At 72.2% G+C, this 23,772-nt stretch carries 24 protein-coding genes; 18 read left to right on the top strand and 6 right to left on the bottom strand.

All coding sequences use genetic code 11. The annotated features are described in order from the left end of the window. The first annotated feature begins 84 nt into the window (after positions 1 to 84). The 18 genes from SMD20_RS45475 to SMD20_RS45390 all read left to right on the top strand — a co-directional run bounded on the left by SMD20_RS45475 (position 85) and on the right by SMD20_RS45390 (position 17,524). On the top strand, positions 85 to 2,214 hold the full coding sequence (locus SMD20_RS45475) for a hydantoinase/oxoprolinase family protein (protein ID WP_329593690.1): 2,130 nt from the start codon (positions 85 to 87) through the stop codon (positions 2,212 to 2,214). Continuing rightward, positions 2,211 to 4,394 carry a hydantoinase B/oxoprolinase family protein gene (locus tag SMD20_RS45470; RefSeq protein WP_329593688.1) on the top strand — a complete coding sequence of 728 codons (2,184 nt, stop codon included), beginning with the start codon at positions 2,211 to 2,213 and terminating at the stop codon, positions 4,392 to 4,394. The genes SMD20_RS45475 and SMD20_RS45470 overlap by 4 nt, the downstream gene beginning before the upstream one ends. Position 4,395: 1 nt before the next feature. Continuing rightward, positions 4,396 to 5,220, top strand: coding sequence for a hypothetical protein (locus tag SMD20_RS45465; protein WP_329593686.1), 825 nt, complete (start codon positions 4,396 to 4,398; stop codon positions 5,218 to 5,220). Then, the gene (locus tag SMD20_RS45460; protein WP_329593684.1) at positions 5,220 to 5,471 is read left to right on the top strand and encodes a hypothetical protein; all 252 of its coding nucleotides are present in this window, start codon (positions 5,220 to 5,222) and stop codon (positions 5,469 to 5,471) included. The genes SMD20_RS45465 and SMD20_RS45460 overlap by 1 nt, the downstream gene beginning before the upstream one ends. Beyond that, positions 5,468 to 6,016, top strand: coding sequence for a MarR family winged helix-turn-helix transcriptional regulator (locus SMD20_RS45455; protein ID WP_329593682.1), 549 nt, complete (start codon positions 5,468 to 5,470; stop codon positions 6,014 to 6,016). Before SMD20_RS45460 ends, SMD20_RS45455 begins: the two co-directional genes overlap by 4 nt. 21 nt (positions 6,017 to 6,037) lie before the next feature. Further along, positions 6,038 to 7,525 carry a sugar ABC transporter ATP-binding protein gene (locus tag SMD20_RS45450; protein ID WP_329593680.1) on the top strand — a complete coding sequence of 496 codons (1,488 nt, stop codon included), beginning with the start codon at positions 6,038 to 6,040 and terminating at the stop codon, positions 7,523 to 7,525. Then, a complete protein-coding gene (locus SMD20_RS45445; RefSeq protein WP_329593679.1) occupies positions 7,522 to 8,496 on the top strand; it encodes an ABC transporter permease in 975 nt (324 codons plus the stop codon). The genes SMD20_RS45450 and SMD20_RS45445 overlap by 4 nt, the downstream gene beginning before the upstream one ends. Positions 8,497 to 8,525: 29 nt before the next feature. After that, entirely contained in the window at positions 8,526 to 9,488 is a 963-nt protein-coding gene (locus SMD20_RS45440) for a sugar ABC transporter substrate-binding protein (protein WP_329593678.1), read from the top strand. Next, positions 9,485 to 10,312, top strand: coding sequence for an IclR family transcriptional regulator (locus tag SMD20_RS45435; protein WP_329593677.1), 828 nt, complete (start codon positions 9,485 to 9,487; stop codon positions 10,310 to 10,312). Before SMD20_RS45440 ends, SMD20_RS45435 begins: the two co-directional genes overlap by 4 nt. A 5-nt stretch (positions 10,313 to 10,317) precedes the next feature. Beyond that, on the top strand, positions 10,318 to 11,064 hold the full coding sequence (locus tag SMD20_RS45430) for a dienelactone hydrolase family protein (protein ID WP_329593675.1): 747 nt from the start codon (positions 10,318 to 10,320) through the stop codon (positions 11,062 to 11,064). Continuing rightward, a complete protein-coding gene (locus tag SMD20_RS45425; protein WP_329593673.1) occupies positions 11,061 to 11,915 on the top strand; it encodes an alpha/beta fold hydrolase in 855 nt (284 codons plus the stop codon). The genes SMD20_RS45430 and SMD20_RS45425 overlap by 4 nt, the downstream gene beginning before the upstream one ends. Continuing rightward, positions 11,912 to 12,790 carry an alpha/beta fold hydrolase gene (locus SMD20_RS45420; RefSeq protein WP_329593671.1) on the top strand — a complete coding sequence of 293 codons (879 nt, stop codon included), beginning with the start codon at positions 11,912 to 11,914 and terminating at the stop codon, positions 12,788 to 12,790. The genes SMD20_RS45425 and SMD20_RS45420 overlap by 4 nt, the downstream gene beginning before the upstream one ends. Then, positions 12,787 to 13,467: a class II aldolase/adducin family protein gene (locus SMD20_RS45415; RefSeq protein WP_329593670.1), complete on the top strand. Its 681-nt coding sequence runs from the start codon at positions 12,787 to 12,789 to the stop codon at positions 13,465 to 13,467. Before SMD20_RS45420 ends, SMD20_RS45415 begins: the two co-directional genes overlap by 4 nt. 11 nt (positions 13,468 to 13,478) lie before the next feature. After that, the gene (locus SMD20_RS45410; protein ID WP_329593668.1) at positions 13,479 to 14,255 is read left to right on the top strand and encodes a 2-keto-4-pentenoate hydratase; all 777 of its coding nucleotides are present in this window, start codon (positions 13,479 to 13,481) and stop codon (positions 14,253 to 14,255) included. Then, positions 14,255 to 15,157: an acetaldehyde dehydrogenase (acetylating) gene (locus SMD20_RS45405; RefSeq protein WP_329593666.1), complete on the top strand. Its 903-nt coding sequence runs from the start codon at positions 14,255 to 14,257 to the stop codon at positions 15,155 to 15,157. Before SMD20_RS45410 ends, SMD20_RS45405 begins: the two co-directional genes overlap by 1 nt. After that, positions 15,154 to 16,176 carry a 4-hydroxy-2-oxovalerate aldolase gene (dmpG, locus tag SMD20_RS45400; protein WP_329593664.1) on the top strand — a complete coding sequence of 341 codons (1,023 nt, stop codon included), beginning with the start codon at positions 15,154 to 15,156 and terminating at the stop codon, positions 16,174 to 16,176. The genes SMD20_RS45405 and dmpG overlap by 4 nt, the downstream gene beginning before the upstream one ends. A gap of 365 nt (positions 16,177 to 16,541) precedes the next feature. Continuing rightward, on the top strand, positions 16,542 to 16,676 hold the full coding sequence (locus SMD20_RS45395) for a hypothetical protein (RefSeq protein ID WP_329593662.1): 135 nt from the start codon (positions 16,542 to 16,544) through the stop codon (positions 16,674 to 16,676). 2 nt (positions 16,677 to 16,678) lie between these two features. Continuing rightward, entirely contained in the window at positions 16,679 to 17,524 is an 846-nt protein-coding gene (locus tag SMD20_RS45390) for a TIGR03621 family F420-dependent LLM class oxidoreductase (protein WP_329593660.1), read from the top strand. A 25-nt stretch (positions 17,525 to 17,549) separates the two neighbouring features. Here the strand turns inward: SMD20_RS45390 and SMD20_RS45385 are convergent, their stop codons facing one another. The 6 genes from SMD20_RS45385 to speB form a co-directional block, all read right to left on the bottom strand. Next, on the bottom strand, positions 17,550 to 18,686 hold the full coding sequence (locus SMD20_RS45385; protein WP_329593659.1) for a hypothetical protein: 1,137 nt from the start codon (positions 18,684 to 18,686) through the stop codon (positions 17,550 to 17,552). Beyond that, positions 18,683 to 19,225, bottom strand: a complete 543-nt coding sequence (locus SMD20_RS45380) for an RNA polymerase sigma factor (RefSeq protein ID WP_329593658.1) — start codon at positions 19,223 to 19,225, stop codon at positions 18,683 to 18,685. Before SMD20_RS45380 ends, SMD20_RS45385 begins: the two co-directional genes overlap by 4 nt. A gap of 110 nt (positions 19,226 to 19,335) precedes the next feature. Next, on the bottom strand, positions 19,336 to 19,944 hold the full coding sequence (locus SMD20_RS45375) for a TetR/AcrR family transcriptional regulator (protein ID WP_329593656.1): 609 nt from the start codon (positions 19,942 to 19,944) through the stop codon (positions 19,336 to 19,338). A gap of 151 nt (positions 19,945 to 20,095) precedes the next feature. Next, positions 20,096 to 21,241: an FAD-dependent oxidoreductase gene (locus SMD20_RS45370; protein WP_329593654.1), complete on the bottom strand. Its 1,146-nt coding sequence runs from the start codon at positions 21,239 to 21,241 to the stop codon at positions 20,096 to 20,098. Between the two features lie 82 nt (positions 21,242 to 21,323). Continuing rightward, a complete protein-coding gene (locus SMD20_RS45365) occupies positions 21,324 to 22,667 on the bottom strand; it encodes an NAD-dependent succinate-semialdehyde dehydrogenase (protein ID WP_329593652.1) in 1,344 nt (447 codons plus the stop codon). 1 nt (position 22,668) lies between these two features. Further along, positions 22,669 to 23,622: an agmatinase gene (speB, locus tag SMD20_RS45360; protein ID WP_329593650.1), complete on the bottom strand. Its 954-nt coding sequence runs from the start codon at positions 23,620 to 23,622 to the stop codon at positions 22,669 to 22,671. Between the last annotated feature and the right edge of the window lie 150 nt (positions 23,623 to 23,772).

Genomic DNA, 23,772 nt, shown 5'->3' with positions numbered 1-23,772 from the left:
GCGCAACGCAAAACAGCCGTCACACAGCGGCTACATGCACGACACATCTTCGCTGTCGCTGCGCGAATCTGTAGGGAGCCCAGTGTGGGAACAACGACGGACACCGCCGTGCGGTTCTTCGTCGGCACGGATGTCGGTGGAACGTTCACCGACCTCGTGGTCCTCGAGGACAACCGGCCGCCGCGCCTGTTCAAGGCGCCGACAACGCCGCACGACCGGTCCGAAGGCGTGGTCAACGCGCTCGCCCTGGCGGCCGCGTCGTACGACGTGAGCCTGCGGGAGTTCTGCGCGGCGATCGCGTACTTCTCGCACGGCACGACGGCCGCCACCAACGCCCTCATCGAGCGCAAGGGCACGCCGACGGCGCTGCTGACCACCCGCGGCTTCACCGACACGCTGCTCATCCAGCGGTCGATGACCTCATGGGTCGGCATGGGGGCGGCGACCGGCCACTACAGCCGCCGCCGCAACCCCGATCCCATCGTCCCCCGCGACCGGATCGCCGGCGTCACCGAACGCATCGACTCCTCGGGCCAGGAGCTGGTCGCGCTGGACGAGCCCGAGGTACGCGGCCTGCTGCGGCGGCTGAGGGACGAGGGCGTGCAGGCGCTGGCGGTGTCCTTCCTGTGGTCCTTCCTCAACGCCGAGCACGAGACCGCCGTCGGGCGGATCGTGGCGGAGGAGTGGCCCGAGGCGTACGTCACCCTGTCGCACGAGGTGGCGCCGGTGCTCGGTGAGTACGAGCGCTCGGCCACCACGGTGGTGAACAGCTATCTCGGCCCGGTCATCCGCGACTACGTCGCCGGGCTGGAGGGCCGTCTCAGGAGCACCGGGTTCACCGGCGACTTCTCCATCATGGACTCGGGCGGCGGCGTCATGCGGGCGGCCGACGCCGCGCGGCGCGCGGCCTCCATGCTCACGTCCGGGCCGGCCGGAGGGGTGCTGGCCTCGGCCGCGCTGGCGCGGCGGCTCGGTCACCGGAACGTCATCACCTCCGACATGGGCGGCACCAGTTTCGACGTCGGCCTGATCGTCGACAGCGAGCCGCTGGTGGAGCGGGTGAGCGAGGTGGGCGAGCTGCACCTCGCGCTGCCGCGCATCAAGGTGACCGCGATCGGCGCCGGCGGCGGCTCGATCGCGTGGGTGGACGAGGCGGGGGTGCTGGCCGTCGGGCCGGAGAGCGCCGGGTCGGTTCCCGGCCCGGCCTGCTACGGACGCGGCGGGGACCGGCCGACCGTCACCGACGCCGACGTCGTCCTCGGCGTGATCGGCCCGGAACGGTTTCTGGGCGGCCGGATGCCGCTGGAGCGGGCGCTGGCGGAGAAGGCCATCCGGCTGCACGTCGCCGATCCGCTCGGCCTGTCCGTGGAGGAGGCGGCGGCGGGCATCCGTCAGGTCGCCGACAACCACATGGCCGACCTGCTGCGCAAGGTCACGGTCGAGCAGGGCTACGACCCGCGTGACTTCACCGTCTACGCCTACGGCGGGGCCGGCCCCACGCACGCCTACGCCTACACCGAGGCGGCCGGCATCGCCACCCTCGTGGTGCCGCCGACGTCCACCGTCCATTCGGCCTACGGCACGGTCACGTCCGACCGGTACCGGGCCGTGCAGACCACCGACGTCCAGCGGACGCCGCCGGGAGCGGCCGACCCGGCCGAGCACCTCGACCCGGCGCGGATCAACGCGACGCTGGACGAGCTGAGCCTCCGGTGCCGGGCCGACCTGGACGACGACCCCCGGGTACGCCTGAGCCGCATCGTCTATCTGAAGTTCCGCCGCCAGGCGCACGAACTGCCGCTGGCCGTGCCGGACGGGGAGGTCACCACCGACGTGCTCAGGGCGTTGATCGCCGAGTTCCGTGACGCCTACGAGCGGCTGTACGGCGCGGGCACCGCGCTGCTCGGCGCCGGTGTCGAGCTGCACACCCTCCGGGTGGAGGGCAGGGTCGGCGTCACCGGGATCACCGAGGGCGGCTACGAGGGCTCTTCGGAGGCTGCGGAGTCGCTGATCGGCTCGCGGCCGGTGTACTTCCCCGAATGCGGCCGGGTGGACGCCTCGGTCTACCGCGGCGAAGGGCTCGGAGCGGGAGCGTCGCTGCGCGGCCCCGCCATCCTCGAGTTCGCCGGCACCACGGTGGTGGTCGGCCCGGGTCAGTCGCTCGCCGTGGACCCGTACAACAACCTCGTCATCGACTGCAGGGGGAACGTGTGACCGCCATCGATCCGGTGACCTTCGAGGTCATCAGGCACCGGCTGCTCGCCATCACCGACGAGCAGGGCGCCACCCTGGCCGCCATCTCCGGCTCCACCCACGTGGTGGAGGCCAGCGACTACAACGTCGGCCTCTACCTGCCCGACGGCTCCGTGGCGGCGATGGGCCGTACCATCCTGTCGCACTCGTCGTCGATGGCCGCCATCACGCGTTCGGTCATCGGGGACTGCGCCGACGACCCCGGCATCAACGCCGGTGACATGTTCATCGTCAACGACCCGTGGAAGGGCACCGTGCACGCCCAGGACGTGGGGGTGGTCGCGCCGATCTTCTACCAGGGTGAGCTGCTCGCCTGGACGGGCGCCATGTGCCACATGGTCGACGTGGGCGGGATGACGCCCGGCAGCTTCTGCATCGACGCCACCGACTCCTACCAGGAGGGGCTGCAGATGCCGCCGACCAAGCTGGTCGACGGCGGCAAGGTACGCACCGACGTCTGGAACCTCGTCCTGGCGCACACCCGCATGGCGGCGACGGTGAACCTGGACCTGCGGGCCCTGATCGCGGCCAACCACACGGCCATCAGGGCGATGACCGCCCTGGCCGACAAGTACGGCGCCGAGACGGTGCGGGCGGTGATGAGCAGCCTCATCGAGCTGTCGGAGAAGCGGCTGCGCAACCGGCTGGCCAGGCTGCCCGACGCGCGCCTGCACTCGCGGGCCTTCCTGGACAACGACGGCGGGCTGGCGCTGTCGCGGGAGAACGCCACCTATGAGGTGGACCTGGTCCTGACCAAGCGCGGCGACAGCCTGCACTTCGACTACTCGGCCTCCTCGCCGCAGGCCAAGGGCTACATCAACTGCGCCTTCTCCGGGATGATGGCGGGGATCGCGGCGGCGCTGCTGCCGACCCTGGCCTACGACGCGCCGTGGAACGAGGGGCTGTTCAAGCCCGTCCAGGTGCACTGCCCGGAGGGGCTGATCTGCAACGCGTCCCGGCCGGCGGCGGTCAGCGGCGGCGCGCTGGAGGCGGGCTGGCTGGTGGAGATGACCGCCGTCGAGTGCCTGTCCAAGCTGGCGGCGTGCTCGGACGAGCTGATCGCCGAGGCCCAGGCCGTGCCCGCCGGCGGCCCCGACAAGTTCGTGCTGACCGGCGCGGGCGAGAACGGCGGCCGGCAGACGTACGTGATCATGGACTGTCTGGCGACGGGCGGCGCGGCCTACGCGCACCGTGACGGCGTCTGGACCCAGGGTCAGCACAACATCGAGCGGCAGAAGATCTCCAACGTGGAGGCCGTGGAGATGGACTCCCCGCTGCTCTACCTGTGGCGCGGCCTGGTGGCCGACTCCGGGGGAGCGGGGCGCACCCGTGGTGGCATGAGCATGGGCGCGGTCTACACGGTGCACGGCGGCCGGGACGTCACCGCGCTGAACTCGGCCCACGGATGGGAGGTGCCGAACTCCACCGGGATCTTCGGCGGCTACCCGGGCGCGCAGAACACCCGGACCGTGATCCACGGCAGTGACGTCCGGGCGCGGCTGGCCGGCGGGCAGATCCCGGCCGTGGAGGAGCTGTCGGGCGACCGTCCGGTCATGCGCGGCAGGCAGGGGCTCTACCACCTGGGCGACGACGACGTCCTGGCCACCGTCCCGCAGGCCGGCGGCGGATGGGGCGACCCGTTGGAACGTTCCCTCCCGGCGCTGCAGGCCGACCTGGACTTCGGCGCCGTGACCCCGGAGGCCGCGGTCCGCGTCTACCACGCGGTGCTGGACGGCGAAGGCCGCATCGACGAGCCCGCCACCCTGGCCCGCCGCGAGCAGCTCCGGGACGAGCGGCGCGCCTGGCCCGCCGAACGGCCGCTGCCCGCGCAGCCGCAGGGCCCGCGCACCCGGCTGCACCCGCTGGGCGACCGCCTCGACGTCATCGATGCGGACGACGCCCGCTGGGTCGCCTGCCACTGCGGCGTCGTCCTGGCCCCCGCCGCCGAGGAGTGGCGCCGCCACGCCGGGATGAGCGTGGTCCACGACGTGCACGCGCTCGGCCACGCCACGCGCCTGGATGAGGGGCTGGAGCTGCGCCTGTACGCGTGTCCCGGCTGCGGGCGGCTGCACACGGCCGACGTCGTCCGCCGCGAGGCCGCCCACCTGGACGACATCCGGCTTCTCGACGCGGAGGTGTGACGTGGGCCGCCTCGCGCTGTGCGCCGCGACCTCCCACGTGGGCGCCATCGTCAAGAACCCCGACGCCGCTCCCGAGCAGTCCGGCACGCTCCACCAGGCCTGGCGGAGCCTGGACGAGGAGATCGCCCGACTGGAGCTGGACGCGGTCGTCGTCATCGCCACCGACCACTACGAGACCTTCGGGCTGGAGAACTACCCCGCCTTCTGCCTCGGGCTGGCGCCCGAGCACGAGGCGTGGGGCGAGTTCGGCAACCCGACGGGCACCGTGCCGGGCCGGCCGGAGGCGGCCGCGCGGCTGCTCGAAGGGCTCACGGCCCGCGGGTTCGACCTGGCCCGGTCGCACACGATGGCGCTGGACCACAGCTTCATGGTGCCGCTGGTGAAACTGCCGTCCGCGGCGGCCGCGGGGGTCGTCCCGCTCTTCGTCAACTGCAACACCCCGCCGCTGCCCAGCCTGGGCCGCTGCCTGGAGCTGGGCAGGGCGCTGCGGGACAGCATCCGCGACCTGCCGGGCGACCAGCGGATCGGCGTGATCGGCACGGGCGGGCTGTCGCACTGGGTGGGCCTGCCGCGCTTCGGCGACATCAACGAGGCGTTCGACCACACGCTGCTTGACCTCCTCGTCCAGGGCCGGCTCGACGAGATCGCCCGCTGGGACGACGCCTGGATCGAGCAGGAGGCCGGCAACGGCGCCCTGGAGCTGCGGACCTGGCTGATCGCCGCCGCCGCCGCGGGCGGACCGGCCCGCGTCCTGGCCTACGAGCCCATGGCGGCGTGGACGGTCGGCATCGGCGTCGCCGCCTTCGATGTCTTGGAGGGATCCTGATGAGCATCGTCGGGCTCAACCGGCTCGCCCGGGACCTCGAACACGCTCCAGGGCTGCACGAGCGCTTCGCCGCCGATCCCGCGCAGGTCCTGCCGGGCTACGCGCTGACCGAGGAGGAGCGCTCGGCCGTGACCCGCAGGGACGCGGCCTGGCTGCTGCGGGCCGGCATGAACCCCGTGGCCCTGCGCAATCTCATGGTCACCCTCGGCGTGGCCCACCACGACATGTATCCGGAAGGGCCCCTGACATGAGCACGACCGGATTCATCGTGGGCGGTCCCGACGGCCACCGCGACCAGGCCCACGTCCGCATGGCGGAGGGCGAGGCGCGGCGCCTGCCCGGCATCGACGCCCTGCAGATGGAGGCCCGGCTGGCCTTCTTCGCCGCCGCCGCGGCGATGGAGGCCGCCGTCGACGCCGAGCTCACGGCCTACGGCCTGAGCCACCCGCGCTTCAACGTCCTCATGGTGCTGCGCAGCATCGACCCCGGCGGCGCCGGAATCCCCATGGGGACGCTGGCCACCCACGTGATGACCACGGCCCGCAACGCCACCGGCCTGGTGGACCTGCTCGAACAGCGCGGCCTGGTCAGCCGCTCGGCCGATCCGTCGGACCGGCGCGTCGTCCTGGTCACCAGGACCGCCGCCGCCGACGAGCTGCTGGACGAGCTGCTGCCCCGCTTCGCCGCCCGCATGTCCGGGGCGCTCGGCGGCTACCGCGACAGCGAGCTGGCCGTCCTCATCGACCTTCTCAACCGGCTCCGCCTGGGGCTGGACCAGTCCGCCGTACGCCCCTGAGCCAGGGAGATGAGGTGTTCCATGGACGTCAGGATCGAGCTGGCGGGCGTCGGCAAGTCGTTCGGCGGCGCCGTCGCGCTGCGCGAGATCGACTTCGCCGTGAACGGCGGTGAGGTGCACGCGCTCGTCGGCATGAACGGGGCCGGCAAGTCCACCCTCGTCAAGATCCTTTCCGGCGCGCTCGTCCCCGACGCCGGCGAGGTGCGCATCGACGGCGCCGGGCACGGCGCGCTCACCCCGCGCCGTGCCCGCGCGCTGGGCGTCAGCATCGTGCACCAGCATCGCACGCTCGTCCCCCAGCTGACGGTGGCGGAGAACATGCTGCTCGGCCGGCTGCCCAGGCGGGCGGGTGCGGTGGACTGGCGCCGGGCGCACGCCGAGGCCGCCCGAGCCCTCGCGGCCCTCGACGTCCAGGTCCCGACCAGGGCGATCGCCGGCGAGCTGGGCCCGGCCCAGCAGACCCTGGTCGAGATCGCCCGCGAGGTGGCGACCGGCGGCAAGGTGCTCGTCCTGGACGAGCCCACCGCCAGCCTCGGCGGCGCCGACGCCGCGACCGTGCACGACCTGGTCCGCAAGCTCAGCTCCGCGGGCATCTCGATCGTCTACATCTCGCACCACCTGGACGAGGTCCTGGGCCTGGCCGACAAGATCACCGTACTGCGGGACGGCCGCAGGATCGTCACGGTCGCCGGCGCCGGCATGGACCTGCCGGGCCTGGTCCGGGCCATGACGGGGGAGCAGATCTCGCACCAGCGACCGCAGCGGGATCGCGCGGCCGGCGAGACCGTCCTGGAGCTCGACGCCCTGGCCTCGGGCGCGCGGCTGGCCGAGCTGACCCTCACGGTCCGCGCCCACGAGGTCGTCGCGGTCCTCGGGCCCGCCGGTGACGGCCAGTCCGAGCTGTTCGACCTGCTGAGCGGCCGGCGCCGCCCCTCCGGCGGGCGGATCAGGGTCGCCGGCGCGACCGTCGCCGCCGGCGACGTCGGCGCGGCCCTCGCGGCCGGTCTGCGGTGCGTCACCGGCGACCGCCTGGCGCACGGCCTGGTGCCCGGCCTCACCGTCGACGAGAACCTGGACCTGACCCGGCGCGGCCTGCGCCGGCCCTGGCTCGTGCGCTGGGGGCGGCTGCACCGGCAGGCCGCGGAGCGGCGCTCGCGCTACGGCGTCGCCACGATCCAGGCCGATCCGCCGGTGTCGGCCCTGTCCGGCGGCAACCAGCAGAAGGTGCTGCTGGCCAAATGGCTCGACGCGCCGGTCCAGGCGTGCCTGCTGGAGGAGCCGACCAACGGGGTCGACGTGGCCGCCAAGGCCGACATCCACCGGCTCGTCGACGACCTGGCCGACCAGGGCACCGCCGTGCTGCTGGCCTCCGCCGACGTGGAGGAGGTGCTGCGTCTGGCCGACCGCGTCGTCGTCGTACGCGCCGGGAGGGTCGTCGCCGACCTTCCCGTGGAGGGGCTGTCCCGGGACGCCCTTGTCTCGCTCACGGTTGGAGGAACCGCATCGTGACCGCAATCTCCACTCCGCAGCGCAGGGCCGGCCTCGTGGTGCCGCCCTGGTTCCTGCGACACGCCGGCGTCCTCGCCGTGCTGCTGCTGATCGGCGTCTTCACCGCCACCAGCAGCGACGTCTTCCTGACCGGCGCGAACCTGCTAAACGTCTCCCAGCAGATCGCGGTCGTCGCCGTGCTGGCCGCGGGCCTGACGCTGCTGATGACGGCGGGCGGCATCGACTTCTCGATGGGCGCCATCGCCGCCGTCGCCCACGGCGTGGCCGCCCAGCTCATCGTGGCAGGGGTGGCCGACTGGCTGGCCGTGCTCGTGACACTCGCGCTGGGGGCCGCGATCGGGCTGGTCAACGGGGTGATGGTGACGTGGTTCAAGGTGACGCCGTTCGTCGCCACCCTGGCGACCTCGACCGCGCTCGGCGGCGCGGCCCTGCTGATCATCGGCGGGCAGAGCGTCTCGATCGGCGACCACCTGATGATGATCGGTTTCGGTGAGGTGCTGGGCGCGATCCCGGTGTCCGTCGTCATCGCCGCCGCCGTCTGCGTGGCCGCGGCGCTGGTCATGCGGTGGACGGCGTTCGGCCGCAACGCCTTCGCCATCGGGGGCAACGAGAGCGCCGCGCGCCTGTCCGGCATCCCGGTCGTCCGTACCAAACTGCTGCTCTACACCCTCGGCGGGCTGCTGGCCGCGCTGGGCGGCGTGATGCTCGTGGCCCGGCTGGGCGCCGCCAGCCCCGGCGCGGGCGGCCTGCACCTGGAGCTGACCGTCGTCGCGGCCGTGGTCATCGGCGGCACGGCGCTGCACGGCGGCAGCGGCACCATGGTCGGCACCGTCCTCGGGGTCCTGCTCCTCGGAGTGGTGGCCAACTCCCTGAACCTGCTCCAGATCAACCCCTACTACCAGGACGTCGCGCTCGGCGCCGTCCTCGCCGTCGCCGCCATCGCCAACCACCTGCGCGGCCGGCGCACCTGAGCACCACCCACCCCCCGAAAGGACTTCCCATGGCTGGTCACCGCGTCCAGGCGACCCTGGCGGTCGCCTCCGCCCTCCTTCTCAGCGCCTGTTCGGTCAGCACCTCCACGACGTCGACCGACGCCGCGGCCGTCGATCCCGGCAAGCGCCTGACCATCGGATTCGTCAACGGCAACACCATCGAGTTCCACACCTGCCTGCAGAAGTCGATGCAGGCCAGAGCCGAGAGCGCGGGCGTCGACCTGCTGGTCGCGCAGTCGGCGATGGATCCGGCGAAGGAGCTCTCCAACATCGACGACATGATCGCCAAGAGGGTCGACGCGGTCGTCGTGCAGACGGTCAACATCGACGCGCTGGAAGGCGGTGTCGCCAGGGCCAACCGCGCCGGCGTACCGATCTTCCTGACGTCGGTCGCGGCGGTCGACCAGAGCAAGATCCTCGGCGCGGTCGTCACGGACGTCAAGAAGGTCGGGCAGGAGCTCGGGGAGTGGATCGCCGAGGACACCGGCGACACCTCCGCCGATGTCGCCGTGATCGGCGGCGCCCCAGGCGCGGCGGCGGACCTCATGAACGACGCCTTCAAGGCGAACCTGGGCTCGCACGCGAAGGTCGTCTTCGACCAGCCGGCGCTCTGGCAGCGCGCCAAGGCCCAGGACGTCGCCGAGAACCTGCTCCAGGCGCACCCCAAGGTCAAGTACGTCTTCGTGCACAACGAGGACATGGCGCTCGGCGCGCTGGCGGCGTTCAAGAGCGCCGGACGTACGGACATCAAGATCGTCACCAACGGCGGCAGCGACGCCGGGCTGCAGGCCGTGCGATCCGGCGAGTTCGCCGCGACGGTCAGCAACACGCCGCGCAGCGTCGGCGAGATGGCGATCGACAACGTCGTGGGGCTGCTGCAGAAGAAGGAAGGCGTGACGAAGGTGGCCACCGTGCCCGACATGCTGGTAACCAGGGACAACGCTGACAAAGCGCCACCGTACTGCCTGTGAGGGACCCCATGGCCGCAGAGTTCGATGACCGCACGCCCACCACGATGAACCCCCGCCGCCGCGGAGTCCGCGCCGTCGACCGCGCGCTCGACGTGCTGACCGCCTTCAGCGCCGTCCACCCCCGGCTCCAGCTCTCCGAGCTGGCCGAGGCCGCGGGGCTGCCGAAGACGAGCACGCACCGCATCGCGGTGACGCTCGTCGAACGCGGCTTCCTCCGCCAGGACGCCGACGGCGCCTACACCCTGGGCAGCAGACTGATCGAACTCGGCAGCCTGGTCTCGGCGACCACCGAACTGGCCCGGCTGACGGCCGCCGCCCAGGCGTTCCCGCTGGCGGGCGGAGAGGCGCTGCTGGTCGCCGAGGCCGACTGGTCCGACAAGAGCCTGATCATCACCACCAAACTCCAGTCCCCGCACAGCCCCACGGCGCTGTCGCCGGTCGGCCGCCGCTCCGTCCTGGCCAACGGATGCGTCAGCCAGGCCATTCTCAGCGGCCTGCCCGCGGACGAGGTACGCAGCCTTCTTCCGCACCTGCGGCTGGCCAAGCGCACGCCGGCCAGCATCACCGACGCCGAGGAGTTCCTGCGCGAGGTCGAGGCGGCGCGCAACCGCGGTCACGCCGTCGAGGTCGAGCAGTTCTTCCCCGGCATCGCCGGCGTGGCGGTGCCGGTCATGTCCGCGGGACGCCCGATCGGCGCGGTGGCCGTCTGCGGCCCGACTGCGAACCTGCCCCGCCGCCGGCTCAACGCCCTGGCCCTCGACCTCAAGCAGCTGCTCGGCAGGGCACTGCCGGCCCAAGCCCCCAAAGCAGTATCAGGAGGATAACGATCATGACCCCCGATGTCCGCGCCGCATGGGTGACCTTCCCCAGCGCCGGTGAGGAGATCCGCGGCTATCTGGCACGACCGGCCGGCGACGGACGCCCGCCGGCCGTGATCATGGCCCACGAGAACCTCGGCGTCACCGCGCACCGCCAGGCGGTCACCGAACTGTTCGGCGCGGCCGGATTCGCCTGCCTCACCGTCGATCTCTACAGCCGGATCGGCGGCCGTCCGCCGCAGGACTACACCACCCCTGACGAGCGGCGGGCCAAGGCGTTCCTGGCCGCCCGCGACGAGCAGGCCGTCCCCGACCTGGACGCGGGCCTGGACTACCTGGCCGGACGCGGCGACGTGGACACCACGCGGGCCGCGGCCGTCGGCTTCTGCCTCGGCGGCGGTCTCGTCCTCGCCTGGGCGACCATGACCGACCGGCTGAGCTGCGCGGTGCCGCTGTACGGGCTGCCCGAGCTGCCCCCGTCCTACAGCCCGACCGGCGCCACCCGCTCCCGCATCGAGATCGCCGACCAGGTCCGCTGCCCCGTCCAGGCCCACTTCGGCGGCGCCGACGAGGTCATCCCGCTCGACCAGGTCGCCAGGCTCGAAGAGGCGCTCAAGCTCAGCGGCGAGCACGTCGAGGTGCACGTGTACGAGGGCGCCGGCCACGCCTACCACGACGACACGCACCCCAACCACCATCCCGAGGCCGCGCGGCAGACGTGGGACCGCACGATGGCGTTCCTGAAGGCCTATCTGTGACCCTGTGGACCGACCTGCTGGGCGCGGAGATCCGCATGGTCCGCGCGGACGGTGTGCCCACCCGCGTCGTCTCGCTCGGATCGGGCGACCCCGTGGTGCTGCTGCACGGGCGCGGCGGGCACGCCGAGACCTTCGCCCGCACCCTGCCTGTGCTCGCCGCCGCCGGTCATGAGGCCATCGCCGTCGATCTGCTCGGGCACGGCCTGACCGGGCGGGTCCCCGGCGGTTATCCGGTGGACCGGCTGGCCGCCCACGTCGTCGCCACCCTCGACGCCCTCGGGCTCGGCCGGGCCGCCCTGGTCGGCCAGTCCCTGGGCGGCTGGGCGGCGGCCCTGATCGCGCTGCGCTCGCCCGCGCGGGTGCGCCGCCTGGCGCTGATCGAGCCCGCCGGGCTTCAGTCCGAGGCGGAACGGCTGTCCGACAGCCGGGTACGCGCCGCCTACGAGCGCGGCGGCCGCGCCTACGAGGCACCCACCCGGGAGGCCGTCCGTACCCGCCTGGCCGGCCTGCTGGCCGATCCCGGGCAGGTGGATCCCGAGCTGGTGGACGTACGCACCGCGTTGTACGGCCCCGCCGAGGCGCGCCAGGTCCACCGCCTGGTGCGGGCCGCCGACAACGACGACCTGCTGCTCACCCCCGCACGCCTGTCCCGACTCGCCGTGCCCACCCTGCTGCTGCGCGGCGAAGCCGGCCACACCCCGCTCGCCGTCGTCCAGGCCGCCGCGGACGCCATCCCCGGCGCCCGCCTCGTCACGGTCCCCGGCGCCAGGCAGTGGCCCCAGTACGAGCGGCCCGCCCTGGTCGGGGACGCACTCATCCGCTTTCTCACTCCCGAGGAGACCACCCCATGAGCACCTTCTGGACCGAGGCACTCGGTGCCGAGATCCGCTTCCGCGACGCCGGCGGCTGGCGTACCCGCTCGATCGAGGCCGGCGAGGGCGAGCCCGTCGTCATGATGGGCGGCCTGACCGGGCACGCCGAAGGGTTCGTGCGCAACGTCCTGCCGCTCGCCGGCCGCGGTTTGAGGGTGTACGCCATCGACGCCATCGGCCACGGCCTCAGCGCCCGCCCGACGGACGTCACCTACCACGCCCCGCTCTTCACCGAGCACCTGCTCCGCTTCCTCGACGCGATCGGCGCCGAACGGGCGCACCTGGTCGGCCAGTCCCTCGGCGGCTGGACCGCGCTGCGCACCGCGCTGAAGCACCCCGACCGGGTGGGCCGCGTCGTGTCCGTCACCGGCGCCGGCCTGCTGCTCGACGGAGAAGGCCGCAAGGACGAGAGCGAACGCGTCCACGCCCAGGTCAAGGCCGTCACCGCCAAGGCCGCGGCCGCCCCGACCCGGGAGAGCGTACGGGCCCGGCTGGAGTGGCTCATGCACGACCCGGCCACCGTCACCGACGAGCTCGTCGAATGCCGCTACCGCTACTACACCCTCCCCGGGGCGGAGAAGGCCCAGGCCAAGCTCGTGGCCGAACAGCCCGGCGAGGAGAACAGGCAGCACATGCTCACCGAGGCCGACCTCGCCTCGATCACGCATCCGACGCTGGTCCTGTGGACCGACCACAACCCGACCACCCCCGCCGAGGTCGGGCGGCGCGCCGGCGAGATCCTGCCCAACGGCAGCTACGACCTCATCACCGACGCCGGTCACTGGCCCATGTTCGAGCAGCCCGAGCAGTTCAACAGGATCGTCGGCGACTTCCTGACCGGGAAGGACGCGTGAGCGGCCCGGCGGAGGAGGTCGCCACCGGCTGCCGGGTCCTCGCCGCCCACGGACACTCCGACCTCGTCTGGGGTCACCTGTCGCGGCGCGACCCCGACGGGCGGGGCCTGTGGCTCAAGGCGGCCGGGTACGGGTACCAGGAGATCACCCCCGGCCGCGTCGTACACATCGACCGGGACGGTCAGCTGCTCGGCGGTGAGGGGCGCGTGCACCTGGAGTACCCCATCCACGCCGAGATCATGGCCGCGCGCCCCGACGTCGGCGCCGTCGTGCACAGCCACGCGGAGGCGGCCGTCACCTTCGCCGCGACCGGCCTGCCGTTGCTGCCCGTCGGGCACGAGGGAACCCTGTTCTGGCCGCCGGACATCGCCAGGTTCACCGCCACCGGCGACCTGATCCACACCCGGGAGCTGGGGGAGCAGCTGGCCGAGGCGCTCGGTGACCGCAACGCGGTCCTCCTCCACCAGCACGGCCTCGTCACCGTGGGGCCCGACGTGCCGACCGCGGTCATGACCGCGATCTTCCTGGAGAAGGCGTGCCGGACGCAGCTGGCCGCGGCCGCCACCGGGGCCTCCTACACCTGGTCGGGCGAGGAGGAGGCGCTGGCCAAGCGCGAACGGTGCTACGGGCCCCGGCAGCTCGCCGACGCCTGGGCGCATCTGGTCCGGATCTCATGAAAGGAGCCACCGTGGACCCGGAGAGCGTCGCTGCCGCGCTGCTCGATGCCTACGCCACCAAGGAGCCCATCGCTCCGCTGCCCGACATGCCGATCGAGGACGCCTACGCGATCCAGCGCCACCAGGTCCAGGCGTGGATCGCCGGCGGAGCCAGGATCGCCGGGCACAAGGTCGGCCTGACCTCCGCCGCGATGCAGCGTCAGCTCGGCGTCGACCAGCCGGACTACGGCCACCTGATGGACTCGATGTTCCACACCGACGAGGCCCCCATCTCCGCCGCGCGGTTCCTGCAGCCGAGGATCGAGCCCGAGATCGCCTTCGTCCTGAAGCGCCCGCTGCGCGGGCCGGGCGTCACCGCCGCCCAGGCGATCGCCGCCGTGGACTTCGTGCTGCCCGCCCTGGAGATCATCGACTCGCGCATCGCGAACTGGAAGATCACCCTGTCCGGCACCATCGCCGACAACGCCTCCAGCGGCGGCCTGGTCCTCGGGACGCGTCCCACCGGCCTGGACGGACTGGACCTGCGCCTGGCCGGTTGCCTGCTGCACCGCAACGGCAGGCTCGAACAGACCGGCGCGGCCGGAGCCGTGCTCGGCTCGCCGCTCAACGCGCTGATCTGGCTGGCCAACAAACTCGGCGAGACGGGGACCACGCTGGAGGCCGGGCACGTCATCCTGCCCGGATCGATCACCGCCGCCATCCCCGTCGAGCCCGGGGACGTGGTCACCGCCACCATCGCCGGGCTGGGCACCGTCACGGCCGACTTCAGGAAGGAACCCGCGAGCTGATGTCCGCACGCAAGCTCGGCGCCGCGATCGTGGGCCCCGGCAACATCGGTACGGACCTGCTGGTGAAGCTGCTGCGCAGCGACACGATCGAGGTGCAGGCGATGGTGGGCGTGGACCCGGACTCGTACGGCCTGGCCCGCGCCCGCGCGCTCGGTGTGGAGGCGTCGGCCGGGGGCGTGGACTGGCTGCTGAGCCGGCAGGACCTGCCCGACCTCGTCTTCGAGGCCACCTCCGCCAAGGCCCACCTGGCCAACGCCCCCCGCTACCGGGAGGCGGGGATCACCGCCATCGACCTCACCCCCGCCGCGGCCGGCCCGTACGTGTGCCCGCCGGTCAACCTGGACGACCTGGCCGACGTACCGAACCTCAACATGATCACGTGCGGCGGCCAGGCGACGATCCCGATCGTCCACGCCGTCTCCTCGGTCGTGCCCGTCGCCTACGCCGAGATCGTCGCCTCGATCGCCTCCCGCTCGGCGGGGCCCGGCACCAGGGCCAACATCGACGAGTTCACCCAGACCACGGCCAGGGCCATCGAACAGGTGGGCGGCGCGAGCCGGGGCAAAGCGATCATCGTCCTGAACCCCGTGGACCCACCGATGATCATGAGGGACACGGTGTTCTGCGCCATCCCGCCCGACGCCGACACCGAGGCCGTGGCCGCCTCCGTCCATCGGATGGTCGCCCGTGTGGCCGCGTACGTGCCGGGCTACACCCTGCGCGCGGAGCCGCAGTTCGACGAGCCCCGGGAGGCATGGAACGGCTGGGGCCGGGTTGCGGTCTTCCTCGAAGTCCGCGGCAACGGCGACCACCTGCCGCCCTGGGCCGGCAACCTCGACATCATGACCGCAGCCGCCGCCCAGGTGGGCGAGCAACTCGCCCGGGAGAGGGCCGCCGCATGACACCGAAGATCAGGATCACGGACTCCACCCTGCGGGACGGCAGCCACGCCATGGCCCACCGCTTCACCGAGGAGCAGGTGCGGGGCGTCGTCCACGCCCTGGACCGGGCCGGCGTCGAGGTCATCGAGGTCAGCCACGGCGACGGCCTGGGCGGCTCGTCGTTCAACTACGGCTTCTCGCTGGAGGACGACGTCAAGCTCGTCGCCGCCGCGGTGGACGAGGCGACGTCCGCCAAGATCGCGGTCCTGCTGCTGCCCGGCCTGGGCACCGTCGAGGACCTCAAGCTCGCTCGGGACGCGGGCGCGTCGGTCGCCAGGATCGCGACCCACTGCACCGAGGCCGACGTGTCCCTGCAGCACTTCGCGGCGGCGCGGCAGCTCGGCATGGAGACGGTCGGCTTCCTCATGCTCTCGCACCGCATCGCCCCCGCGGCGCTCGCCCGGCAGGCCCGGATCATGGCCGACGGCGGCGCGCAGTGCGTCTACGTCGTGGACTCGGCGGGGGCGCTCGTGCTCGGCGAGGCCCAGGAGCGCATCAGTGCCCTGGTGGCCGAGCTCGGCCCCGACGCGCAGGTCGGCTTCCACGGCCACCAGAACCTGTCCCTGGGCATCGCCAACTCCGTGCTCGCCGCGCAGAACGGCGCCACGCAGATCGACGGGGCGCTGTGCGCCCTCGGCGCCGGGGCCGGCAACGCCCCCACCGAGGTCCTCGCGGCCACCTTCGACCGGCTCGGCATCCCGACGGGCGTGAACGTGCAGGGCGTCCTGGCGGCGGCCGAGGACGTGGTCAAGCCGTTCCTGCCGAGACTGCCGTTCGCGGACCGGTCGGCGATCACGCAGGGCTACGCCGGGGTGTACTCCAGCTTCCTGCTCCACGCCGAGCGCGCCGCCGAACGCTACGACGTCCCGGCCCACGAGATCCTGCAGCGCGTGGGTGAGGCCGGTTACGTGGGCGGCCAGGAAGACATGATCATCGACGTGGCCCTCCAGCTCGCCGCCGAACGTGACGGCACCCGCTGAAGGAATGGGGGGCCGGAGGATGGCCGGCGCGCTTTCCCTCGCGAGTCTCCCTGCACAGGGACGTGTGCAAGCTGGTGAGGCAGCGAAACGATTGATCAACGAAGGGATATCGCGGATATACACCAGCTGCGCGAAATCACTTCGCGCTGCGAGCTGCCAACAACAAGATCAGTCAGGGTACGGACAATTCACTGTCAATCTACGTCACCGATGAAGGGGTGCGAGATGGCATGCATTCCCGTCCCCTATGCGAACCCCTAATTTCCGGAGCCTGAACCACAGCGTGCCGGCATTACCCTTTGTGTGAATATCGCATTTGGTTACTGTGCCGGTGTTCCCGCAGAACTCAGCGCGAGGAGGCCGGGGTGATCGAGGAGATCCTGCCCGCCACCGTCGTGACCTTCGACGCCCGCTTCACCGGCCACTGGGTGGCCGCTCGTGGCCTGGTGCTGACCGCGATCGCCATGACCGCCCCACCCGACGCGAGGAAGGCGGCCTGACCATGACCGAGGCCAGGACCAGGTTCGGCGTCGTGATCATCGCCGAGCACGCCACCAGGAAGGAGTGGATCGGCCGCTGCCGCCGCGCCGAGGCGCTGGGCTTCGACGTGATCGCGGTGCCCGACCACCTCAACCTCCTGTCGCCCATCCCCACCGCCGTGCTCGCCGCCGAGGCCACCGAGCGCCCGGCGATCGGCACGTACGTGCTCAACGCCAGCTTCCACCGCCCCGCCCTGCTGGCCAGGGACGTCACCACCCTCGCCGGCCTTCTCGGCGACCGCTTCGAGCTGGGGCTCGGCACCGGTTACGTCGAGTCCGAGTTCGCCGCCGCCGGGCTGCCCTTCGACCCGGCCACCCGGGTCGCCAGCCTGGCCGGGCTGGTCCACTCGCTGGACGGGCTGCCCGCCCGGCCGCCGCTCCTGATCGGCGGGCACGGCGACCGCGTGCTCCGCCTCGCCGCCCGGCACGCCGACGTCGCCGGGTTCACCGGCGCCCGCCACCGCCCCGAGTACGGCCGCACCGCGCTCGTCACCGCCGGGGCACTGATGGAGCGGGTCTCGTACCTGCGGGCCGCGGCCGGCGAGCGGGCCGCCCGGCTGGAGCTCAACGTGCTGTCGAAGGGCACGGTGCTGACCCGCGACCGGCGCGCGGGCGTGGAGGGCCTGCGCCGCTACGCCCCCGACCTCACCACCGAGGAGCTGCTGGAGGTGCCGACCCTGTTCGTCGGCACGCCGGCGCAGATCGCCGAGCAGGTACGCGCGGACCAGGAACGCTTCGGCTTCACGTACGTCACCGTCATGGACTCCGCCATGGACGCCTTCGGCAAGGTCATCGAGCGGCTGCGCTGACCGCCGGCTCGCGCGCCGGGGCCGGTCACCAGGCCGCCTGGATCTCTGGTGGGGACCCCAAGAGTCGGGGGTCGGGGGTTCCGGGGCGGATCAGGGGCGTGATCCGGCCGTCGTCGAGTCTGCTCAGGGGCTCGACGTTCCCCCCGAGCAGCAGATGGCGCCCGGTGGCGTCGTAACGGATCAGGTTCCAGCGGGCGTTGCTGTCGCCGCTCACCAGGGTCCGGATCTTGCGTCCGCCCGGGACGGAGTACTCGTCAATGGTGTGGCCGTGGCCGATCAGCATGCTGCGGCCGTCCGGGCTGATCGTTGCGGTGGTGGCCTCCGTACCTGGAGCTATGGCCTGGCTGGCGGCGAGCGTGGTGCCGGAGGCGGTCGTGTCCAGGACCCGGGCCTCGGTTTTGACCACGAGGCCGAGCGTGCGGCGATCGGCCGCCCAGGAAAGGCTCTCGATCTGTCCTGCGGCGTTCGTCGTCCATGTCCGGGTCGTTCCCGTGGGCAGGTCGACGACGGTGAGCTGGGCTCCGGGGCAGAAACGCAGCGTCTTCCCTTGACCGCACACCTTGCCGTCGAGGCTGTAGGCGAGGCGAGTGCCGTCATCGGTGACGGCGAGGGAGCTCGCCGTCGTACCGGTCACTTCGGGGATCACGTCACGAACCAGCTCGGCCGGCCTCCCTTGGGCGTCGACCCGGGCTCGGTAGAACCTTGTGCTGCTCACCTGCGTCTCGCGGGACTGCACGCTCTGGGCGACGTAGAAGGTCGTACCGTCGCCGGCGCCGGCGAGCAGATAGCCGCCGGGTTCCCGGAAGCTTCCCTGCGGGGTCGGGGGCAGGCCGAGCCGGCTCGTGGCCTTCCCGGTGCGGGCGTCGTGGACCGTCACGCCGTCGTTGCCGGCGGTGAGCAGAAAACGCGGACCGGCGAGGGTGCTCGTCGCGGGCACGGCCGGAGTCGTGCCTGCTGCTCCGGCCACGATGGCGGCGACCGTGCCGATGACCACGACGGCGAGCGCGGCCGCGAACGGAACCGCCGGGGCGAACCGGCGCTTGGGAGCGACGGTCCTCGTTCGCGGCGCCGCCAGTTCGACCGGGCGCAGGGTTTCCGGGCGAATCTGCTCGGCGTCGGCCGTCAGGGCGTCACGGAGCTGGTCTTCGAGCCATGACGTCATCGTTTTCCCTCCAGTTTGACGGTGAGTGCTTTCAGGGCTCGAAAGACGGTCGATTTCACGGTGCCGCGGCTGATTCCCATGGTCTCGGCGATCTCCGCCTCGGACAGTCCGAGGTAGTAACGGAGCACCACGGCTTCTCGCTGGCGGCGGGGTAAGGCGCGTACGGCCTCCGACACCTCCCGGCGCGTCTCTCCGAGCAGCGTGGCCGCTTCCGCGGAGGCCGACCGGGACGGCGCCTGCCGGTCGCCGGTGAACCGGCTCATGATCGACCGGCGCCGGTGGATCATGCGGCATCCGTTCACCACGCTCGCCCGCAGGTAGGGCAGGACCCGATCATGGTCGGACAGCCGGTCCCACCGGCGGTGCAGTGCCGTGAAGGCGTCCTGGACAACGTCCTCGGCCGTTTCCTGGTCGCCCACCAGAAGGTACGCCAGCCGGACCAGACCCAGCCGCTGGGTCAGGAACAGCTCGCCGAGGACAGCCTCATCCGTGGCCGCGGCAGGCGGCACTCCCTGGGGCGGTGGCACCGGCTCTTCCACCGCTCGTTGACTCGCGAATCGCATACCTCTTCCATGCCTGCTCGCTGTCCAGGTTGCTTGATGAGACGGAAGTCACACCTGCGGCGGTGGCGGCGAAGAAGGCGGCCTCGTCACCGCTCAGGACGGGTGAGGCCGGTGGCGACGATGTCGATGAGCCGGTTGAGGATCTCCGGGTACAGGTCCGGACGGGCCAGCCGGTCGCGGTGCAGCGGCATCATGAGGACGGCCTGCAGCACGCCGACGATCACGTCCGGGTCGTGGTCGATGAGGTCGTCGCCGTGCTCGGTCAGGAAGGCCGCCAGGGCGGTGACCGGGTTGTCCGGCGCGGAGGTCACCCGTTCCTGATCCAGTTTCCTGACCACGGCCTCCATCTCCTCGGGATGGGTCATCAGCCTGCCGTAGAGGGGGTTGCCGTCCAGTTCGGCCAGCGTGGCGTGCAGGAAGGCGCGCAGCCCGGCGCGGGTGCCGGGCTCCTTGCGCAGCGCCCCGTCGATCACCCGGCTCTTGACCTCTGCCATCTGGGCGAGCATCAGCTCCAGGTAGAGCGCCTCCTTGGAGTCGAAGAAGACGTAGAAGGTGCTCTTGGCGATCCCGGTCCCCGTGACCAGGTCCTCCAGGGAGGTCTTGCGCAGTCCCTGAGTGGTGAACAACCGCAGGCCGTTGTCCAGGAGCAGCCGCGTGATGCGCGTCTTCTCCGCGGCCGAGAAGGCGGGAGGCATGAGGTGCACCTTCCGATGGTCGACACAGATCGATCGAATGTTTTCACGTGGCGTGGCGAGACCGGACCAGCTCCAGGACGTGCCGTTCCTGGGCCGGGGTGTCGGACATGCCGCCGCGAGCATCCAGGCCGCCAGGTCCAGCGCAGCCCTCTCAGCGCGCCGGCTGGAACTTGCGCTCGATCATCCGGCGTACCGGCCCCCACGACGACAGCCGCAGCGGAAGCTGGGTCAGCTCCAGCACCAGCGGGTTGCGCGGGGCGTAGACGCCCTTGACCCGGCGGCCGAGCTGCTGCTTCTGCTCCGCCTCCGGCCGCAGCTCGGCCTCCCATTCGGCCAGTGCGGCCGGGACGTCGTCGCCGTGGCGCTCCAGCGCGGCGCCGAGCCGGTCGGCGCCGCCGACGGCCAGTGAGGAGCCGTAGCCGGCGAACAGCGTCACACACCATGCGGCGTCGCCGAGCAGCACGACCCTGCCGGTGCTCCACCGGTCGACCACCATCTGGCTGATGTCGTCGAAGTAGACCGAGTCGGCCGTCTTCAGGCCCTCCAGAGCCTGGGGGACCAGCCAGCCCATGTCGCCGTAGAGCTCGCCCAGCTCCTCCAGCGACGCCCGCGCCCGGCCGCCGTCGGTGCGGTAGCCGAAGAAGGCGGCCGTGCGGCCGTCGCCGACGCTCATCATCGCGAACGTGCGGCCGCCCGAGCTGATCGAGCCGGTCGTTCCCGCGGGCAGCCCCTCCGGCCGCTGCTTCAGCATGTAGACCGCCACCCGGTGCCCCAGGTCGAGCCGGTAGTCCTCTTCCGGGCCGAACACCAGTGCCCGCGTCGCGGAGTGCAGCCCGTCGGCGCCGATGAGCAGGTCGGCCCGCTCGGTGCCACCGTCGCCGAGCGTGACGTGCACGGTGTCCGCGTCCTGCTCGACAGCCGTGATCGTGGTGCCGAACCGGATCGTCGTGTGATCGGCGACGGCCTCGTACAGCACCGCCTCGATGTCGCCGCGCAGGATGGTGAACGACTTCTTGCCCATGGTGGCCGCGATGGTCTCGCCGCTGAGCGCGAAGCGGCGTTCGCCGCCGGGCTTGCGGTAGACCAGCTCGCGCGTCACGAACGCGCGCCGCTTCAGCTCGGCCAGGACGCCCATCCGCTCGGCCCCGTCGTGGCCGATGCCGCCGAACGTCACCCCGTAGCCGCCGCCGCGCCGCTGCGGGGCCCGCTCGACCACCAAGGTTTCCCAGCCCGCCTGGTGCAGCCGCAGCGCTGCGGCGAGTCCGGCGATCCCCGCTCCGATGATGATGGCACGCATGTCCGCGCCCCCTTTCGTTGCGTCCATGAAAACAGATCGTAGATTTGTTTTCAAAGCCGCTGAGGCCACCTGCCGGGAGGGGTCAGCGCGCCAGGGTGCGGATCAGCTTCTTGTTGACGAACTCCTCGATGCCGGGGCGGCCGAGCTCGCGGCCGAAGCCGGAGCGTTTGACCCCGCCGAACGGCAGCTCCGCGCTCTCGGCCAGGACGCCGTTGACGAAGACCATGCCCGCCTCGATCCGGTCGGCGACGCGTTCGGCCTGCTCGGGATCGGTGGTGAAGACGTAGGAGCCGAGGCCGTAAGGGGTGTCGTTGGCGATCCGGACGGCGTGCTCCTCGTCGCTGGCCGCGAAGACCATGGCGACCGGGCCGAAGAGCTCCTGGTGGGCGACGTCGTGCTCGGTGGTGACCCCGGTCAGGACACCGGCCGGGAAGTACGCCCCCTGCCGCTGTCCCGCGCTGGTCAGGGTGGCGCCCTCGGCCACCGCGGCGTCGACCTGGCGGGCGAGGTGGTCGGCGGCGGCCCGGGAGGACAGGGGGGAGGCGGGTGAGCGGGCGAGCAGCCGGTCGGTGAACTTCGCGACGAAGTCCGCGTAGAGGGGCTCGGCGACGATGAACCGCTTGGCGGCGTTGCACGCCTGGCCGGTGTTGTCCAGGCGGGCGGCGACGGCCTGGTCCACGGTGGCGTCGAGATCGTCGGTGGACAGGACGATGAAGGGGTCGGAGCCGCCGAGTTCGAGCACGACCTTCTTGAGGTGGCGTCCCGCGATCTCGGCGACGGCGGCGCCGGCCCGTTCCGAGCCGGTGAGGGAGACGCCGCGCACCCGCGGGTCCGCGATCAGGCGGGCGATCTGCTCATGGGTGGCGTAGGCGTTGACGTACGCGCCTTCGGGGAAGCCCGCGTCCAGGAAGATCTGCTCCAGCGCGGCGGCGGAGGCGGGGCACTGCGGCGCGTGCTTGAGCAGCAGGGTGTTCCCGGCGGCGAGGTTGGGAGCGGCGAACCGGGCCACCTGGTAGGCGGGGAAGTTCCACGGCATGATCCCCAGCAGCACGCCGTACGGGCTGCGGCGCAGCACCGCGCTGCCCTGCCCGGCGCCGATGCCGATCGGCTCGTCGGCGAGGAAGGCGGCGGCGTGGTCGGCGTAGTAGGTGTAGATGTCGACGCAGAAGTCGATCTCGCCTTCGGCCTCCGCCAGGGGCTTGCCCATCTCCCGCACGATGGTCGCGGCGAGGTCGGCGCGGCGCTCGCGGTGCAGGTCCGCGACCTTGCGCAACAGGGCGGCGCGGTCGGCGACGGTGCCGGTACGGGCGCCCGCCCGATGGGCGGCGGCGAGCGCGTCCTCGATGCCGGCGTCGGTGGCGGTCGGATAGGTGGCGACCGTCTCGCCGGTGGCCGGATCGATGACGGCGTAGGTGATGTCCGGCATGTCAGGCTCCTTCGCGGGGGCGGGCCGCCATGAGGGTGACCAGGTCGTAGGCGACGTGGGAGGCGGCGACCGCGGTGATCTCGGCGTGGTCGTAGGCCGGCGCCACCTCGACGACGTCCGCGCCGACCAGGTCGGCGCCCGCCAGGCCGCGCAGGATCTCCAGCAGCTCCCGGCTGGTCAGGCCACCGGCCTCGGGGGTGCCGGTGCCGGGCGCGTGCGCCGGGTCGAGCACGTCGATGTCGATGGACACGTACAACGGCCGGTCGCCGATGCGCTGCCGCAGGGCGTCCACCACCTCGTCCACGCCACGGCGCATGACGTCCGCGCTGGTGACGATGCCGAAGCCCAGGCGCTTGTCCTCGTCGAGGTCGCTCTTGCCGTACAGCGGGCCGCGCGTGCCCACGTGACTGACCGCCTCGGTGTCGAGCAGGCCCTCCTCGACGGCTCGCCTGAAGGGCGTCCCGTGGGTGTACTCGGCGCCGAAGTAGGTGTCCCACGTGTCGAGGTGGGCGTCGAAGTGCAGCAGCGCGACCGGCCCGTGCCGGCGTGCGGCGGCGCGCAGCAGCGGCAGCGCGATCGTGTGGTCGCCGCCGATCGTGACCAGCCGGGTCCCGTCCGCGCCCAGGCCGGAGGCGGCCTCCTCGATGGTGGCCACGGCCTCGTCGATGGCGAACGGGTTGCACGCCACGTCGCCGCCGTCGGCGACCTGCTGGGCCGCGAACGGCGAGATGTCCAGGCCAGGGTGGTACGGCCGGAGCAGGCGGCTGGCCTCACGGACGGCCGAGGGGCCGAACCGCGCTCCGGGCCGGTAGGAGACGCCGCTGTCGAACGGCACGCCCACCACCGCGACGTCGGCGTGCCCGACCTCGTCCAGGCGGGGCAGCCGGGCGAAGGTCGCCGGTCCGGCGAAGCGCGGGACGCGGGAGGAGTCGACGGGCCCCCGAGGCTCGGTCATCTTCAGTCAGTCCTTCCGTAGGCACGCCGAGACTACGGGCGGCGGATTCGGCGTTCTTTGTGCGAAGTGTCCACCGGGGTTGTGCGAGTCGTTCATTTCGCCGGAAGCCCCGGTTCATAAGCTCGGAGACCCGTACGAGTGAAGGAGGGT

It is taken from the genome of Nonomuraea sp. LP-02, from assembly GCF_036289125.1.
Lineage (GTDB): Bacteria > Actinomycetota > Actinomycetes > Streptosporangiales > Streptosporangiaceae > Nonomuraea > Nonomuraea bangladeshensis.
This window is presented reverse-complemented; position numbering and strand designations above follow the sequence as displayed.

Bases quoted from the DNA above. Each gene is read 5' to 3' on its own strand.
- SMD20_RS45460 (WP_329593684.1), top strand. From the start codon at position 5,220: ATGAGCATCGTCGGGCTCAACCGGCTCGCCCGGGACCTCGAACACGCT.
- SMD20_RS45405 (WP_329593666.1), top strand. From the start codon at position 14,255: ATGTCCGCACGCAAGCTCGGCGCCGCGATCGTGGGCCCCGGCAACATC.
- SMD20_RS45430 (WP_329593675.1), top strand. From the start codon at position 10,318: ATGACCCCCGATGTCCGCGCCGCATGGGTGACCTTCCCCAGCGCCGGT.
- SMD20_RS45440 (WP_329593678.1), top strand. From the start codon at position 8,526: ATGGCTGGTCACCGCGTCCAGGCGACCCTGGCGGTCGCCTCCGCCCTC.
- dmpG (WP_329593664.1), top strand. From the start codon at position 15,154: ATGACACCGAAGATCAGGATCACGGACTCCACCCTGCGGGACGGCAGC.
- SMD20_RS45370 (WP_329593654.1), bottom strand. From the start codon at position 21,241: ATGCGTGCCATCATCATCGGAGCGGGGATCGCCGGACTCGCCGCAGCG.
- SMD20_RS45365 (WP_329593652.1), bottom strand. From the start codon at position 22,667: ATGCCGGACATCACCTACGCCGTCATCGATCCGGCCACCGGCGAGACG.
- SMD20_RS45455 (WP_329593682.1), top strand. From the start codon at position 5,468: ATGAGCACGACCGGATTCATCGTGGGCGGTCCCGACGGCCACCGCGAC.
- SMD20_RS45420 (WP_329593671.1), top strand. From the start codon at position 11,912: ATGAGCACCTTCTGGACCGAGGCACTCGGTGCCGAGATCCGCTTCCGC.
- speB (WP_329593650.1), bottom strand. From the start codon at position 23,622: ATGACCGAGCCTCGGGGGCCCGTCGACTCCTCCCGCGTCCCGCGCTTC.
- SMD20_RS45375 (WP_329593656.1), bottom strand. From the start codon at position 19,944: ATGCCTCCCGCCTTCTCGGCCGCGGAGAAGACGCGCATCACGCGGCTG.
- SMD20_RS45450 (WP_329593680.1), top strand. From the start codon at position 6,038: ATGGACGTCAGGATCGAGCTGGCGGGCGTCGGCAAGTCGTTCGGCGGC.
- SMD20_RS45385 (WP_329593659.1), bottom strand. From the start codon at position 18,686: ATGACGTCATGGCTCGAAGACCAGCTCCGTGACGCCCTGACGGCCGAC.
- SMD20_RS45390 (WP_329593660.1), top strand. From the start codon at position 16,679: ATGACCGAGGCCAGGACCAGGTTCGGCGTCGTGATCATCGCCGAGCAC.